14 protein-coding genes and 2 pseudogenes are annotated in these 14,449 nt (G+C 68.6%); 11 read left to right on the top strand and 5 right to left on the bottom strand.

Translation table 11 applies throughout. The features are described 5' to 3' along the window. Positions 1-25: 25 nt before the first annotated feature. Positions 26-463, bottom strand: a complete 438-nt coding sequence (locus tag FHR32_RS11955) for a Fur family transcriptional regulator (protein ID WP_184754378.1) — start codon at positions 461-463, stop codon at positions 26-28. Positions 464-572: 109 nt separating this feature from the next. Here FHR32_RS11955 and FHR32_RS11950 point away from each other — a divergent pair, with 109 nt between their 5' ends. The 3 genes and pseudogenes from FHR32_RS11950 to FHR32_RS44255 form a co-directional block, all read left to right on the top strand. Further along, positions 573-941: a helix-turn-helix domain-containing protein gene (locus tag FHR32_RS11950; RefSeq protein ID WP_221465369.1), complete on the top strand. Its 369-nt coding sequence runs from the start codon at positions 573-575 to the stop codon at positions 939-941. Positions 942-1,151: 210 nt separating this feature from the next. After that, a pseudogene (locus FHR32_RS44260) lies at positions 1,152-1,757 on the top strand (phosphotransferase family protein); the annotation flags it as partial. A 27-nt stretch (positions 1,758-1,784) separates the two neighbouring features. Continuing rightward, positions 1,785-2,204: pseudogene (locus tag FHR32_RS44255) on the top strand (epoxide hydrolase N-terminal domain-containing protein); the annotation flags it as partial. A 10-nt stretch (positions 2,205-2,214) separates the two neighbouring features. Here the strand turns inward: FHR32_RS44255 and FHR32_RS47220 are convergent. Continuing rightward, complete coding sequence (locus tag FHR32_RS47220) at positions 2,215-2,580, bottom strand: hypothetical protein (RefSeq protein WP_376773309.1); 366 nt, start codon at positions 2,578-2,580, stop codon at positions 2,215-2,217. Positions 2,581-2,820: 240 nt separating this feature from the next. Here FHR32_RS47220 and FHR32_RS11935 point away from each other — a divergent pair, with 240 nt between their 5' ends. After that, the gene (locus tag FHR32_RS11935; protein WP_184754376.1) at positions 2,821-6,459 is read left to right on the top strand and encodes a CARDB domain-containing protein; all 3,639 of its coding nucleotides are present in this window, start codon (positions 2,821-2,823) and stop codon (positions 6,457-6,459) included. Positions 6,460-6,745: 286 nt separating this feature from the next. Here FHR32_RS11935 and FHR32_RS11930 read toward each other — a convergent pair whose 3' ends face one another. Then, the gene (locus FHR32_RS11930) at positions 6,746-7,357 is read right to left on the bottom strand and encodes a TetR/AcrR family transcriptional regulator (RefSeq protein ID WP_184754375.1); all 612 of its coding nucleotides are present in this window, start codon (positions 7,355-7,357) and stop codon (positions 6,746-6,748) included. Between the two features lie 106 nt (positions 7,358-7,463). Here FHR32_RS11930 and FHR32_RS11925 point away from each other — a divergent pair, with 106 nt between their 5' ends. From FHR32_RS11925 to FHR32_RS11915, 3 genes are all read left to right on the top strand, one after another. Next, positions 7,464-8,045, top strand: a complete 582-nt coding sequence (locus FHR32_RS11925; RefSeq protein ID WP_246466109.1) for an MFS transporter — start codon at positions 7,464-7,466, stop codon at positions 8,043-8,045. Beyond that, on the top strand, positions 8,042-8,236 hold the full coding sequence (locus FHR32_RS11920) for a hypothetical protein (protein ID WP_184754374.1): 195 nt from the start codon (positions 8,042-8,044) through the stop codon (positions 8,234-8,236). Before FHR32_RS11925 ends, FHR32_RS11920 begins: the two co-directional genes overlap by 4 nt. A 127-nt stretch (positions 8,237-8,363) precedes the next feature. Then, a complete protein-coding gene (locus FHR32_RS11915) occupies positions 8,364-9,785 on the top strand; it encodes an alkaline phosphatase PhoX (RefSeq protein WP_312882278.1) in 1,422 nt (473 codons plus the stop codon). Between the two features lie 70 nt (positions 9,786-9,855). On the opposite strand, the gene FHR32_RS11910 is transcribed toward FHR32_RS11915, so the two are convergent. Beyond that, positions 9,856-10,578, bottom strand: coding sequence for an acetamidase/formamidase family protein (locus tag FHR32_RS11910; RefSeq protein WP_184754372.1), 723 nt, complete (start codon positions 10,576-10,578; stop codon positions 9,856-9,858). Between the two features lie 105 nt (positions 10,579-10,683). On the opposite strand from FHR32_RS11910, the gene FHR32_RS11905 reads away from it, so the two are divergent. Then, on the top strand, positions 10,684-11,628 hold the full coding sequence (locus FHR32_RS11905) for an aldo/keto reductase (protein ID WP_221465368.1): 945 nt from the start codon (positions 10,684-10,686) through the stop codon (positions 11,626-11,628). 116 nt (positions 11,629-11,744) lie between these two features. Beyond that, complete coding sequence (locus FHR32_RS45915; protein ID WP_281390868.1) at positions 11,745-11,879, top strand: hypothetical protein; 135 nt, start codon at positions 11,745-11,747, stop codon at positions 11,877-11,879. 5 nt (positions 11,880-11,884) lie between these two features. Here the strand turns inward: FHR32_RS45915 and FHR32_RS11900 are convergent, their stop codons facing one another. Continuing rightward, complete coding sequence (locus FHR32_RS11900) at positions 11,885-12,784, bottom strand: LysR family transcriptional regulator (RefSeq protein ID WP_184754371.1); 900 nt, start codon at positions 12,782-12,784, stop codon at positions 11,885-11,887. Positions 12,785-12,890: 106 nt separating this feature from the next. Between FHR32_RS11900 and FHR32_RS11895 the strand changes: the two genes are divergently transcribed. Next, positions 12,891-13,751: an aldo/keto reductase gene (locus tag FHR32_RS11895; RefSeq protein ID WP_184754370.1), complete on the top strand. Its 861-nt coding sequence runs from the start codon at positions 12,891-12,893 to the stop codon at positions 13,749-13,751. Between the two features lie 345 nt (positions 13,752-14,096). Then, positions 14,097-14,441, top strand: a complete 345-nt coding sequence (locus FHR32_RS11890; RefSeq protein WP_184754369.1) for a hypothetical protein — start codon at positions 14,097-14,099, stop codon at positions 14,439-14,441. Positions 14,442-14,449: the final 8 nt, after the last annotated feature.

Below are 14,449 nucleotides of genomic sequence, written 5' to 3'. Positions count from 1 at the left end.
CTTCCGGACTAGCTGATCACTGTGCTCAGGCACTGCGGGGGGTGGAACAGCCGGGACACAGGCCCCAGTAGATGACCTCGGCCTCGTCGATCGAGAAGCCGTGGTCGTCGGACGCGGTCAGGCAGGGCGCCTCGCCGGTCGCGCAGTCGACGTCGGCGACGACACCGCACGACCGGCACACGACGTGGTGGTGGTTGTCCCCGACCCGTCCCTCGAACCGGGCCGGGCTGCCAGCCGGTTCGATGCGGCGTACGAGTCCCGCCGCGGTGAGCGCGTGGAGGGCCTCATACACGGCTTGGAGGGAGATATGGCCTACGCGATCGCGCACCCCGGAGGCGATCGCCTCGACATCGAGGTGGTCACCGTCCCGGACTGTCTCGAGCAGCGCGACGCGGGCGGCCGTCACCCGCAGGCCGGCACCGCGCAGCTCCTCGGCGGTGGTCAGGGGAAGGGATGCGGTCATGGCGCCAAATCTACCGTCATAAACACGAATGATTCAAGACAACGAATAATCCAAGTTTTGTGCCGCGTCAGGCGGCGTTTGCCCCGTTGTGGCGTGATGTGCCGTCCGGATGGTGGGCTTGGGGGCGGCGCGTCACGGTCCGGCTGTCTTGGTGGCAGAACGAGTACGCGTACGCGAGATCGATGATGAAGAGGCGCAGTGGCCGCTGCGGATCATCCGCAGAGGCGCTGGGGCGGTGGTGACCTGGCGGCGGGCGCAGATGGTACTGCTGTCCGCGCAGGGCATGCCGGTGGCCAGGATCGCCGAGGCGACGTTCACCAGCCCGGACCGGGTCCGGGAGGTGACCGGCAACTTCAATGCCGACGGCTTCGACCCGCTCTACCCCAAGGTCGTTTCGACCTCGCCCCTGACCGCATCATCTGAGCAGCAAAGACGCCCCGAACGATCATCGTTCGGGGCTTTTTTTGATCTCCAATGACAGCAACGTCTCTGCTGCCCCAGAACCCGGATCTCTCGCAGATGCCTTTCGCGCTCTGGACGATCTTGCCTAAGGGCCGGATCATGAGAACGTGAGCAGGACGGACAACACGATGCCGCTTCGCTTGCAGGAGCAGGATGGTCGCCGCTTCAGGCGTGATGTGGGCGGGTCCATGTCCACCCAGCGGAGCCCGAGGAGATCGGAAGGTGTATGGGCGGCCAGGCGAGCAAGCATTCGGTCGAGATGCGGCCCGATGCGGTGGTCAAGCGATACCGGTCGTCCGACTACGGTCAACCCGAACGTGAGTGGCGAGCCCTGGAGTTGCTCAATGAGTACGCGCCTGGGGTAGCGCCCGTGCCCGTGACCGCCGATCTGGACGCGGATCCGCCGACCGTGGTGATGTCCCGACTGGGAGGCGCGGCAGTGGATGGGCCGATTAAGGGACAACTGGCCGACGCGCTGGCCGAGGCCGTCACGAGGGTCCAGCAGTCGATCCCTCCGCGGGTGCTGGAGCGTGTGCCCGCGCGTGCCGGGCATCCGGTTGAGCTCCTCCGGCAAGTACGAGCATGGTCCGCGGAGATACAGCCTCCTGACGGGGACCCCGCGGTCACTGACGCGCTTGGCGAGGCCGCGGTCTGGGTGAAACAGCCGACGTTGGAGGAGATGCTCGCGCAGCCGGGCACTCCGGTGTTCGGCACCGGTGACGGGAATCTGGCCAACTACCTGTGGGATGGAACCGAAGTCCGTGTCATCGACTTCGAGTACTCCGGCCGCAGCGACCGCGCTTTCGAACTTGCCGAGGTCATCGAGCACATATCGGTCTGGCGCAACGACACGGCTGGCATGACTGCCGACCTGGACGAGCTGACCGAGCGCCTGGCCCGGGTCCGCTGGACCAACGAGCTGCCCGACGCCGGCACCGACTACGGCATCTCGTCGCAGTACCTGCAGAGCCTCGTCCAGCGGTGGCGCGACGGGTACGACTGGCGCGCGTGGGAGGCGAAGCTCAACGAGTACCCGCAGTTCACCACGGTCATCGACGGGCAGAACGTGCACTTCCTGCATGTCCGCTCGCCTGAGCCCGACGCCACGCCGCTGCTGCTCACGCACGGTTGGCCGACCACGATCGTCGAGTACCTGGACGTGATCGGCCCGCTGAGCGACCCGCGAGCCCACGGCGGCGACCCGGCCGACGCGTTCCACCTGGTGATCCCGTCGGTGCCCGGTTTCGGCTTCTCCGGCCACACCACGGAGCGGGGCTGGCTCATCTCGGTCACGTCGTAATGGTGATCTCGCGGCCGTCGTAGCCGTTGCCCTTGACGAGGCCGGGTAGCCACTTCTCCACCGTGTCGTCCAGGCTCAACTTGCGTTCGGCCGCCGGTTGTGCGACCACGGTGGCCGTAGGAGGGTCCGTTCTTGCGTGGACCGGACTCACCTGCGCGGTGCTCACCGCCGACGACACGAGGCCGGAGGCGGCGCGCAGCGTCCGCCGGCCCCAGGCGACACCAGGTCCCCTGGTCCCCTGGTCCCGCCGACCGCATCGCCTCGTCGTTTCCGCGTCGACCTCCTTCGCCGCTCGGGCGAGGACTCGGCGGCCGGCGACGGGTCCGTTGACGGCACCCGTATCGATCTCTGTCACATCCGGCATCGGGCCAGTTCAGAAAGCTGCTTTCCAACCGTTGACGTGCCCGTAGCACATATGTAACATTTGGCCAAAGCTAAGCAAGAATATTGCAGATTGCTGTTAATTTTTTCGCTATTCCTCGCAACTCTTCAGGGATGCACCGCGTCCGTGCACCTGCCCCCCATACGTGTGCGGTGAAGGCGCATGTCTTCACGCCTCGGCCCTGTCGTGCCTGACGAGAGATGGAAGACGCGAATGAGAAAACTGCACGGACCACTGAGGCTGGTGGCGACCATGATCGCCGCCGGCCTGCTCGTCGTGGGGTCGATCGTCCCGGCCTCCGCCGCCGGCGGACCCAACCTGTCGCCGGGAAAGGCGACCCAGGCCAGCAGTTCCACGGCCGAATACGCGGTGTCGGCCATCAACGACGGCGACCAGAACACCTACTGGGAGAGCGGCAACAACAGCTTCCCGCAGTGGGCGCGGATCGACCTCGGCACCGCCACGAGCGTCGACCAGATCGTCCTGAAGGTGCCCGCGCCGACCGCCTGGCAGACCCGAACCCAGACGCTCTCGGTCCAGGGCGGCGCCGACGGCTCCACCTACAGCACGGTCGTGGCCTCGGCGAACTACACGTTCAACCCGGCGACCGGCAACACGGTCACGATCAACTTCGGCGCCGCGACCCACCGGTACTGGCGCGTCAACGTCACAGCCAACACCGGCTGGCCCGCCGCGCAGATCTCCGAGTTCGAGATCTACGCCGCCGCCGGTGGTGGCGACACCGAGAAACCGTCGGCCCCCGGTAACCTCGCCTTCACCCAGCCGGGCTCCGGCCAGATCAGGCTGACCTGGAACGCCTCGACCGACAACGTGGGCGTCACCGGGTACGACATCTACGCCGACAACCAGCTGCGGGGCAGCGTCGGCAACGTGCTGACCTACACCGACAACCAGCCGGCGTCGGCGACCGTGACGTACTCCGTGCGGGCCAAGGACGCGGCGGGCAACCAGTCGGCCAACAGCAACTCCGTGACCCGCAACGGCACCGGCGACCCCGGTTCGAACCTGGCGATCGGCAAGGAGATGGTCGAGTCCGGCCACGTGCACACGTTCGTCGCGGCCAACGCCAACGACAACAACACGGCCACCTACTGGGAGGGCAACGCCGGTTACCCGAACACGCTGACGGTCAAGCTCGGTGCGAACGCGAGCGTCAGCTCGGTCGTGCTGAAGCTGAACCCGGACGCCGGGTGGGGCACCCGTACCCAGAACATCCAGGTCCTGGGCCGGGAGCAGAGCGCCACGGGCTACACCAACCTGGTGTCGGCGCAGAACTACACGTTCAACCCGGCCTCCGGCGACAACACGGTGACGATCAACTTCAACGCCACCGTCGCCGACGTCCAGCTGAAGTTCGCGAGCAACAGCGGAGCACCCGCCGGACAGGTCGCCGAGTTCCAGGTCATCGGCGTCCCCGCGCCGAACCCCGACCTGACGGTCTCGGCTCTCACCTGGTCCCCGGGCTCCCCGATCGAGACCAACGCGATCACGCTGACCGGCACGGTGCGCAACATCGGCACCGCCGCCTCCGGCGCGACCAGCGTCAACTTCTACCTCGGCACCACGCCGGCCGGCACCGCTCCGGTCGCCGGTCTCGCGGCCGGCGCCCAGGCCACGGTGACCGCGAACATCGGCACCCGCGGCGCGGCCACCTACTCTGTCAGCGCCAAGGTGGACGAGTCGAAAACGATCTTCGAGCAGAACGAGGGCAACAACACCTTCACCGCGACGTCGCCGCTGGTGGTCGCGGAGGCTCCCGGCCCCGACCTGCAGGTCCTCAGCATCAGCTCCAACCCCACGAACCCGGCGGTCGGAGCGGCGGTCACGTTCACCGTGGCGGTGAAGAACCGCGGGACCACCGCGACAGGCGCGACCACGGTCACTCGCCTGGTGGTGGGCGGCACCACGCTCAACACCAACACCCCGTCGATCGCCGCGGGCGCGACGGCCAACGTGGCTGTCAGCGGTAGCTGGACCGCCACCAGCGGCGGTGCCACCATCACCGCCACCGCCGATGCGACCAACGTCGTCACCGAGACCAACGAGACCAACAACGCCTTCTCGCAGGCGATCGTGGTCGGGCGCGGGGCGGCGGTTCCATGGGTCGAGTACGAGGCCGAAGCCGCCAGCTACCAGGGCACTCTGCTGGAGGCCGACCCGCTGCGCACATTCGGGCACACCAACTTCGCCACCGAGTCCTCCGGCCGAAAGTCGGTGCGGCTGAACAGCACGGGGCAGTTCGTCGAGTTCACCTCGACCAGCCCCTCCAACTCGATCGTGGTGCGCAACTCCATCCCCGACGCTCCGAACGGCGGCGGCATCGATGCCGGCATCAGCTTGTACATCAACGGCACCTTTGCTCAGAAGCTGACCCTCTCATCGCGCCACAGCTGGCTGTACGGGAACACCGATGGCCCCGAAGCGCTGACGAACACCCCCCAGGCCGACGCCAGGCGGTTGTTCGACGAGTCACATGCGCTGCTCACGCAGAGCTACCCGGCAGGCACCAAGTTCAAGTTGCAGCGCGATGCGACCGACACGGCCTCGTTCTACATCATCGACCTGATCGATCTGGAGCAGGTGGCGCCGGCGGCGAGCCAGCCGGCCGGTTGCACCTCGATCACGGACTACGGTGCGGTGCCCAACGACGGGATCGACGACACGGCCGCCATCCAGCGGGCGGTGACGGACGACCAGAACGGCGTCATCGGCTGCGTGTGGATCCCGGCGGGGCAGTGGCGGCAGGAGCAGAAGATCCTCACCGACGACCCGCTGAACCGGGGTCAGTGGAACCAGGTGGGCATCAGCGACGTCACGATCCGCGGCGCGGGCATGTGGCACTCCCAGCTGTACACCCTGACCGAGCCGCAGGACGTGGTGGGCGGCATCAACCACCCGCACGAGGGCAACTTCGGGTTCGACATCGACGGCAACACCCAGATCTCCGACATCGCCATCTTCGGCTCGGGCCGTATTCGCGGCGGAGACGGCAACGACGAGGGCGGAGTGGGCCTGAACGGCCGGTTCGGCCTGAACACCAAGATCTCCAATGTGTGGATCGAGCACGCCAACGTGGGTGTCTGGGTCGGTCGCGACTACGACAACATCCCGGCTCTGTGGGGCCCTGGCGATGGGCTGCAGTTCAGCGGCATGCGCATCCGCAACACCTACGCCGACGGCATCAACTTCACCAACGGCACGCGGAACTCGAAGGTGTTCAACTCGTCGTTCCGCACCACCGGCGACGACGCCCTGGCGATCTGGGCCAACCAGGCCGTGAAGGACCAGGTCGTCGACAACACGCACGACAACCACTTCATCAACAACACCATCCAGCTGCCCTGGCGGGCGAACGGCATCGCGATCTACGGCGGCTACGACAACTCGATCGAGAACAACCTGATCTACGACACCATGAACTACCCGGCCATCATGCTGGCGACCGACCACAGTCCCCTGCCCTTCTCGGGGACCACGTTGATCGCCAACAACGGGATCCACCGTGGTGGCGGCGTCTTCTGGAACGAGGACCAGGAGTTCGGAGCCATCACGCTGTTCCCGTCGAGCAGGGACATCACCGGTGTCACCATCCGCGACACCGACATCTACGACTCGACCTACGACGGCATCCAGTTCAAGACGGGTGGCGGCAACATGCCGAACGTCGCGATCACCAATGTAAAGATCGACAAGTCCAACAACGGCGCCGGCATTCTGGCCATGAGCGGCGCTCGCGGTAGCGCGACGCTGACAAACGTGACCATAACCAACTCGGCCACCGGTGACATCGTGAAACAGCCGGGGTCGGGCTTCGTGATCAACGGCGGTTAGCCCCTTCGACGGCCGCTCCGACACGGACGCCCACTCGGGGTCCGGCACTCGAAAAACGACCGGCCATGTGGTGTGCTCCCGGGTGAAACGCCACCGGGGAGCACGCTCATGGCTGGTCGTACCCATCCGGTGGATCCTGCTGATCGCGACGGCGCCCACTGCGCCCGGGGCCAGTGGCGGGCGGGCACGGCTTGCGGCGGCGATCTCCCCATGGCCGGCTGGTGAAGCCGGCACCACTTCCGCACCGCGTGCCCCTGAACCAACCGGCCGGCTCGCTGGGCATCGACTACGCGATGTAGGCTCCCGCCCTCGCCGCAGCCGCGGCGGCCTCGGCGGCGCGGTCGGCGGCCGCTCCGTCGAGAGGGTCGCCGCTGGCCAGTAGCCGGTAGTAGAGCGGGGCGGAGACGGCGCGGATCACCTCCGCCGCATCGGTGCCGGCGGGCAGTTCCCCGCGCTCGACGGCCTGGTCGACACACCCGGCCCATTCTCCGATGCGGGTGGCGTAGAAGCGGTGCAGGGCTTCCGCCGTGCGCTCGTCACAGGTGGCGGCGGCGATCACCGACTTGAACAGGGCGCCCTGGCGCGGGTCGGTCAGGGTCTTGACCACGAGCCGGGCGTTGGCCCTGAGGTCCTCGATCAGCGAACCGGTGTCCGTTCGGGGCAGGGACTGCTCGGCCATATCTGCCAGCAGATCGGTGACCAGGCCGGCCGTCGTTCCCCAGCGCCGGTAGACGGTCGTCTTGCCCACGTCCGCGCGGCGTGCGACGTCGGCCAGGTCGAGCCGGTCGAAGCCGTGTTCCACCAGGGCGTCACCGGCTGCCCGCAGAACGGATGACCGGACGCGGGCGGTCCGCCCGCCGGGCCGGACGGTACCGGGCTCCATCTGCTCAGAACTCATAACGGAACTCCAGTTTCATTAACGAGCGCTCTTCTGCTACGGTTGCGTCATTCTAATGGAACTTCAGACCCGTTAATGGCTCTGTCGGTTCAGGAAGGACTCCGTGATGTCCGTACCCAACCACGTCGTGCCCTCCGGTGAGGCCGCCCCTGCGACGGCGGTGGCGCCTCCCCCGCCCGGCCGGAACCGGAAGGTTCACATGACGGGACGGCAGAAGCTGGTGCTGACCCTGCTGCTGGGCGCCCAGTTCATGATCGCCGTGGATTTCTCGATCCTGAACGTCGCCCTGCCCGTCGTCGGTGCGGGCCTCGGCTTCTCCATGGCGAACCTGCGGTGGATCGCGACCGCCTTCGCGCCCGCCGCCGCGGGCTTCACGCTGCTGTTCGGACGGATCGCCGACCTCGTCGGCCGCAAGCGTCTGTTCCTGGGCGGCATGGCCGTGCTCGGCCTGTCCTCCGCCCTCGGCGGCCTGGCGACCTCGCCCGGGATGCTGCTGGTCGCCAGGGTGTTGCAGGGATTGGCCACCGCGGCCGTCACCCCCGCGGGGCTCGCCCTGCTGACCACCTCCTTCAAGGAAGGGCCGTTGCGGGAGAAGGCACTCGGCCTCAACGGCGCCCTGATGTCGGCCGGATTCACCGCCGGCGCGATCCTCGGCCCCCGCCGCGGCGGGGCGGCAGCCGCCCGATGACCACGCGGTCCCTGCGGGAAGTCCGGGTACTCGGGGTTCGCGCGGCGTCCTGTCCCGTCGCCGTCGCCGTCGCCGTCGCCGTCGCCGTCGCCGTCGCCGTCGCCGTCGCCGTCACCGGCGGCGACGCCGCGCTCGCCCGCGAACTCGCGCTGACGCTGTGGTGCGGGGTCTACCGCCGCCCGGCGGGATGAACGCGGCCCGTCGGCCGACCGTTCGCCGTGTGTTCACGCGGATGACCGTGTCAGGAACGGCGTCGTTCAGGCCGGAGGACTTGGGTCCATGACATACCTACCGATATGTAGTGGAAAAGGTGCTCCTGTGACTTCCTCACTCTCGCGCCGCGACCTGATGCGCTCCGGTGCGATGGGCGGCCTGGGCATTGCCATCCTCGGCAGCATCGAAGCGATCGCCGGCCCCGCGGCCGCCCAGGCCGCCCAGACCGGTCTCAAGGCAGTGGGCTACGGCCCCGTCGTCGCGGACCCGGCCGGCCTGCTCGCGCTCCCGCGCGGCTTCTCCTACAAGATCGTCGCCCAGGCCGGGAAGACGCTGCTGGAGAGCGGGGAGCCGACTCCGAGCGACGCCGACGGCACCGGCTTCTTCAAGGGCAAGGGGCACGACGGGTACGTCCTGGTCAACAACCACGAGATCGACGGCAGCGAGCCGTACGGTGTGCCCACCCTGCCGGGACTGACCTACGACCCGGGCGCGCACGGCGGCACCACCAACATCGAGGTCGACAGGCACGGAAACCGCATCCGCGAGTACGTCAGCGTGGCCGGTACCCACAACAACTGCGCGGGTGGCATCACCCCCTGGGACACCTGGCTGACCTGCGAGGAGACCGAGCAGCGCGCGGGCGGGGCGTTCCAGAAGGACCACGGGTACGTCTTCGAGGTCGACCCGTTCGACCGCGACGCCAACGTGGACCCGGTCCCGCTGAAATTCCTGGGCCGGTTCGCGCACGAGGCCGTCGCGGTCGACCCGCACACCTCCGCGATCTACGAGACCGAGGACGCGGGCAGCCCGAACGGCCTGTACTTCCGCTGGACCCCGCCGCGCCACTTCCGGGGCCGCAAGGGTGCGCTCCGGGCGCTCGCGCTCAGCGACGGCGGCGACACCGCGGGCACCCTGGAGGCCATGAGCTGCTTCAAGGGGAGCAAGCACATCGCCGACCTGTCCGAGGCCACCCAGCCGGGTACCCAGTACAAGGTGAAGTGGGTCAACGTGCCCGACCGCGACGCCAAGACCGTTTCGGTGCGCAAGCAGTTCACCAACGACCAGATCACCCGTAGCCGCAAGCTCGAGGGTGCCTGGTGGTCCGACGGCGGCGCCTACTTCGTCGCCAGCTTCGCCCGTCACGGCGACGGCAGCGTCAACGAGCACGACGGCCAGGTGTGGTTCTACGACCCCAGGTCGGAGACGGTGACCCTGAAGACGATCTTCGGCGTCAACCCGGACCCCGAGCAGGACACCGACTACGACGGACCGGACAACATCACCGTCTCCCCGTACGGCGGGATCATCCTCGCCGAGGACGGCGAGGGCGTCTCGCACCTGGTCGGCGTCACCAAGAAGGGCAACGCCTACCCGATGGCCCGCAACGAGCTCAACACCAGCGAGTTCACCGGGCCCACGTTCAGCGCGGACGGAAAGGTCCTGTTCGCCAACATCCAGACTCCGGGATACGTGTTCGCGATCACCGGTCCCTGGGGCAAGCCGGACGAGGGCGACAAGCACTGACCGTCGCATGACCACGGATGCCCCACCGCCCCGCGCCGTCCGACGGCGCGGGGCGGTGGGATACCGGAGATCACGACGACGGGGGAAGGGCCGGCTCCTCGGAGCCGGTCCGGCGGAGCACCCCCTCGGGCAGTACGGCGTGGACGCCCCATACCTGGTTGGCCATCTGGGTGACGCGCAGATTCACGGCCGGACTGGCCAGTGCGAGGGCGGTGGCTCTGTCCACCTCGAACAGTGACTGAATCCAACCGAGCATGGCGTCCAGTGCCTGCGCGGACGCCTCGTTGAGATCGGGGCTGAAGCCGAAGGTGATGCGACCGGCCGGGGTCACCGCGTGCACCGTCGGGATCGGCGGGCCGGTCACCAGGTCGACCACGATCTCGGTGGTCATCCCGCACTCGATCGCCGTGCCGGACACCTCGCCGTCCCCCTGCGCGGCATGCCCGTCGCCGAGGCACAGCAGCGCGCCGGGCACGGTCACCGGGAGGTAGAGGGTCGAGCCCGCGACCAGTTCGCGGCAGCCGATGTTCCCGCCGGACGGGCGAGGCGGGACCGTCGAGTGCTCGCCCTCCTCGTCCGGCGGCAGGCCGATGACGCCGAGGAAGGGCGCGAGATCCATCGTCACCCCGCGGTCGTTGCCGCCCACGAGCTTGTCGGCGTCCAGTTCCCAGAGCAGCCAGGACGGTGGTCCGCCGGCTACTCCGAGCCGCCGGTTGAGCGGGTTGTCCACGGCGGCGGCGACGGTCCAGCCCCACTCGTCCGGCCGTAGCGAGACCAGCCGCACCGCGAGCATCGCCCCCGGACCGTGGGGGTGCCCCCGAGCGGTCGGTCACGGGAGGGCGGGGACAATGGCCTTGAGTCGCCTCGCCATACGTGACGTGGAAGTGAGGAGCGCTTCATGCCTGACATGTCCTATCGCCGACTCGGCGAATCCGGGCTGGTCGTCTCGGCCGTCGGATTGGGCGCCAACAACTTCGGCCGCCGGATCGACCTCGATGCGACACGGGCGGTGGTCGACGCCGCCTTCGACGCCGGGATCACCCTGATCGACACGGCCGACATCTACGGCGAGTCCGAGGCGCTTCTGGGGGACGTGCTGCGGGGACGGCGTGACGACGTGATCCTGGCCACGAAGTTCGGCGGGGACACCGGAGAGGCGAACGGTCCCGACTGGGGCGCCCGCACCTCCCGCAGATACATCCGCAAGGCGATCGAACGGTCGCTGCGCCGCCTGCGTACGGACTGGATCGACCTCTACCAGGTGCACTTCCCCGATCCTGAGACGCCGGTCGAGGAGACCCTGGCCACCCTGTCCGACCTGGTGCGCGAGGGCAAGGTCCGCTACATCGGGTCGTCCAACTTCGCCGCCTGGCAGGTGGCCGACGCGGACTGGATCGCCCGCGTCGAGGGCCACGAGCGCTTCGTCAGTGCCCAGAACGAGTACAGCCTGCTGCAGCGGCGGGTGGAGGTGGAGCTGACACCCGCCCTGCGGCACTACGGCATCGGGCTGCTGCCGTACTTCCCGCTGGCCAACGGGCTGCTCACGGGCAAGTACCGGCGGGGCGCCGCGGCGCCGGAGGGCAGCCGCCTGGCCGCCCGCCCCGAATATCTCACCGACGCCCGCTTCGAGGTCGTGGAGAGGCTCGTGGAGTTCGCCGAGCGGCAGGGCGTGGGCCTGCTCGACGTCGCGATCGGCGGTCTCCTCGCGCAGCCCGGGGTGTCCTCGGTGATCGCCGGTGCGACGAAGCCGGAGCAGGTCAAGGCCAATGCCGCCGCGGGCACCTGGCGCCCCAGCGAGGAGGCACTCGCCGAGCTCGACCGGATCGCGCCCCGGCCAGGCTGACGTCGCGCACGCCGGAGCGGAGGGCGAGTTCGCGCGCGGCGGCGAGGATCGCCTCGCGTCGCTGCTGCTTGTGCTCAGGCCGCCGGGCCCGGACGAATTCCTGCCTGACCCTGGCCGTGCAGTACGCCGGCCGTGAGATCACCACGATCGAGGGGATCACCGGCGCCGCCGCCGCGATCGCGATCGCGGTCCACCACGCGACCGGCAGGCGTGTGCGCGACCTGCCCATCACCCTGGACAAGCTGCTGTGATGTCGTCAGCCGCTCGTGGCGGCGGACCGGCGGCCGCTCCTCGCCTCGTGGACCTCACGCAGCAGCGCGGCCGCCGCCGCGCTCGTCGGGTCACCCGTCACGGTGACGGTCTCCCAGACCGGTACGGCCCCGGCGAGGCCGACGAAACGCACCCGGTCGGTCTTGACCGAGAAGGACTGCGGCACGAGCGCCACGCCGAGCCCGAAGGTCACCAGGTCGAGCAGCGAGTGCACGTCGGTCACCTCCAGCGCGACGCGGCGTTCGACGCCCGCGGTGGCGAGCACGTCGTCGACCAGGTCCCGGGTGCCCCAGTCGGGGGGGAAGTCCACGAACTGCTCCGCGGCCAGCTCCACCAGCCCGACCTGTTCCCGCGCCGCGAACGGGTGCTCGGGCGCGCAGGCGAGCACGAGCGGCTCGTCGGCGAGCGACTCGATGACGACGTCGTCCGGGCACCGGGCCGGGCGGGAGACGAACGCCAGGTCCAGCCGTCCCGCGCGCACCTGCTCGATCAGCTCGCCGGACCCTCCCTGACGTAACCGGATCTCCAGACCGGGATGGGCGGCCAGGAATCGGGCGAGCACGGCCGGCAGGTGCACCACGTGCAGGCACTGCAGGGATCCGATGGCCAGGCTGCCCCGGAGCAGGCCCTGCACCGCGGCGACGGCGTCCTTGGCGGCGTTGGTCGCCGACAGCGCCCGCCGGGCCTCGGCCAGGAGCGCCCGCCCGGCGGGGGTCAGCTCGACCTGCCGGGTGCTGCGGAGGAACAGCGAGGCGCCCAGTTCGCGCTCAAGGGAGCGGATCGAGGCCGACAGCCCGGACTGCGCGACGCGCAGGCGCTTCGCCGCCCGCGTGAAGTGGCACTCCTCCGCGACGGCGACGAAGTACTCGAGCTGCCTGAATTCCACGATTAATCACCTGAGACGCTCAAAGGGATCGCTTTCTTCTGTTGGACAGCTTAATCGTGGGAAGGGAGACTGGAGACGTATCAACTGATCTCCGAGGAGGAACTCCATGCAGGCTCGCCGCATCGGCGACGTTCAGGTCAGCGCGATCGGCCTCGGCGGGATGCCGATGTCGATCGAGGGGCGCCCCGACGAGCAGCGTTCGATCGCGGCGATCCACGCCGCGCTGGAGGAGGGCGTGACGCTGATCGACACCGCGGACGCCTACCACAGGGACGCGGACGAGGTCGGCCACAACGAGTCCCTGATCGCCCGCGCGGTGGCCGGTTACGGGGGCGACACGTCCGACGTGCTGATCGCGACGAAGGGCGGCCACCTGCGCCCCGGCGACGGCTCGTGGACGCTGGACGGCTCGCCCGACCATCTGAAGAAGGCCTGCGACGCGTCGCTCAAGCGGCTCGGCGTCGAGGCCATCGGGCTCTACCAGTTCCACCGGCCGGATCCGAAGGTCCCCTACGCGGATTCGGTCGGGGCGATCCGCGACCTGCTGGACGCGGGAAAGATCCGTTTCGCGGGTATCTCGAACGCCGATCCGGAGCAGATCCGGCTCTCCAACGAGATCCTCGGCGGGCGGCTGGTGAGCGTGCAGAACCAGTTCTCACCGGCGTTCCGCTCCAGCGAACCGGAGCTGGAGCTCTGCGCGGAACTGGGCATCACGTTCCTGCCGTGGAGCCCGCTGGGCGGGATCTCGCGCGCCGGCGAGCTGGGCTCACGCTTCGCCGTGTTCGCGGACGTGGCGCGGGCACACGAGGTGAGCCCGCAGCAGGTGTGCCTGGCGTGGATGCTCGCCAAGGCGCCGGTGGTGATCCCGATCCCCGGCTCCTCGCGCCCCGAGACCATCCGCGACTCGGTCGCCGCGGTCGATCTGAAGCTGTCGGCCGAAGAACTGGCCCGCCTCGACGCAGCCTGAGCGCCGGCCTGACCGAGCGTGTCGCGTCCGGCACGGTCACCGTGAGGCCGGTCCGTCATCCGGGCCGGCCCCACGCGCTCAGCGGGGGCCAGAGGATAGCGGCCAGCACCGTGCCGGTGATCGCGGCATCGATGGTGAGGGGGCGGCACCGCGGAGCGCCGAAGGGCGGAAACCCATTTAAAAAGCTTATATGGGACATTTCTGCTGATTTTCGTGATTCTTGTATATACGCCGGACCAGGGCGACGCTATTTTCAGTTGATTTTCACGTTTCACAGAGCTTGATCTGAGACGGACCGGCCAGTTTGTAGGTGACCGACAAGAACTACACATCGGACGGAGCACCATGGGATCAGCGCCATCGAAGCTGGCTCTGGCGGCACTCGCCGCCTGCGTCTCGCTCACCGCCTGCGGCGGGTCGTCATCGGATCAGCCATCCGCCCCCACCGCGGCCACAGCCGGATCCACGCAGGTGAGGAAGGTCTCGGCGAACACCGCCGGCGAGAGCGAGATCGCCGCCGCGCTCAAGGCCGCCGGCGTGTCCAACTCCGAACGGTGGGCGAAGGAGGTCGTCGAATACCGGCCCTATGCCGCCGATGACAGCAACCTCACCTCGCTACGCCAGAACCTCGCCAAGTACAACCCGGGTGAGGAGACGGTCAACAAGATCGTATCGGCGCTGACACCTTGACGGACGGC

Source organism: Streptosporangium album (genome assembly GCF_014203795.1).
Taxonomy (GTDB): Bacteria; Actinomycetota; Actinomycetes; order Streptosporangiales; family Streptosporangiaceae; genus Streptosporangium; species Streptosporangium album.
Note: the sequence above shows the minus strand (reverse complement) of the source record. Positions and strands in the feature narration are given on the sequence as shown.

What these genes read in the sequence shown, in the direction of transcription:
- FHR32_RS11955 (WP_184754378.1), bottom strand. Translation starts at nt 463, where the DNA reads ATGACCGCATCCCTTCCCCTGACCACCGCCGAGGAGCTGCGCGGTGCC.
- FHR32_RS11950 (WP_221465369.1), top strand. Translation starts at nt 573, where the DNA reads ATGGTGGGCTTGGGGGCGGCGCGTCACGGTCCGGCTGTCTTGGTGGCA.
- FHR32_RS11935 (WP_184754376.1), top strand. Translation starts at nt 2,821, where the DNA reads ATGAGAAAACTGCACGGACCACTGAGGCTGGTGGCGACCATGATCGCC.
- FHR32_RS11930 (WP_184754375.1), bottom strand. Translation starts at nt 7,357, where the DNA reads ATGAGTTCTGAGCAGATGGAGCCCGGTACCGTCCGGCCCGGCGGGCGG.
- FHR32_RS11925 (WP_246466109.1), top strand. Translation starts at nt 7,464, where the DNA reads ATGTCCGTACCCAACCACGTCGTGCCCTCCGGTGAGGCCGCCCCTGCG.
- FHR32_RS11920 (WP_184754374.1), top strand. Translation starts at nt 8,042, where the DNA reads ATGACCACGCGGTCCCTGCGGGAAGTCCGGGTACTCGGGGTTCGCGCG.
- FHR32_RS11910 (WP_184754372.1), bottom strand. Translation starts at nt 10,578, where the DNA reads ATGCTCGCGGTGCGGCTGGTCTCGCTACGGCCGGACGAGTGGGGCTGG.
- FHR32_RS11905 (WP_221465368.1), top strand. Translation starts at nt 10,684, where the DNA reads ATGCCTGACATGTCCTATCGCCGACTCGGCGAATCCGGGCTGGTCGTC.
- FHR32_RS11895 (WP_184754370.1), top strand. Translation starts at nt 12,891, where the DNA reads ATGCAGGCTCGCCGCATCGGCGACGTTCAGGTCAGCGCGATCGGCCTC.
- FHR32_RS11890 (WP_184754369.1), top strand. Translation starts at nt 14,097, where the DNA reads ATGGGATCAGCGCCATCGAAGCTGGCTCTGGCGGCACTCGCCGCCTGC.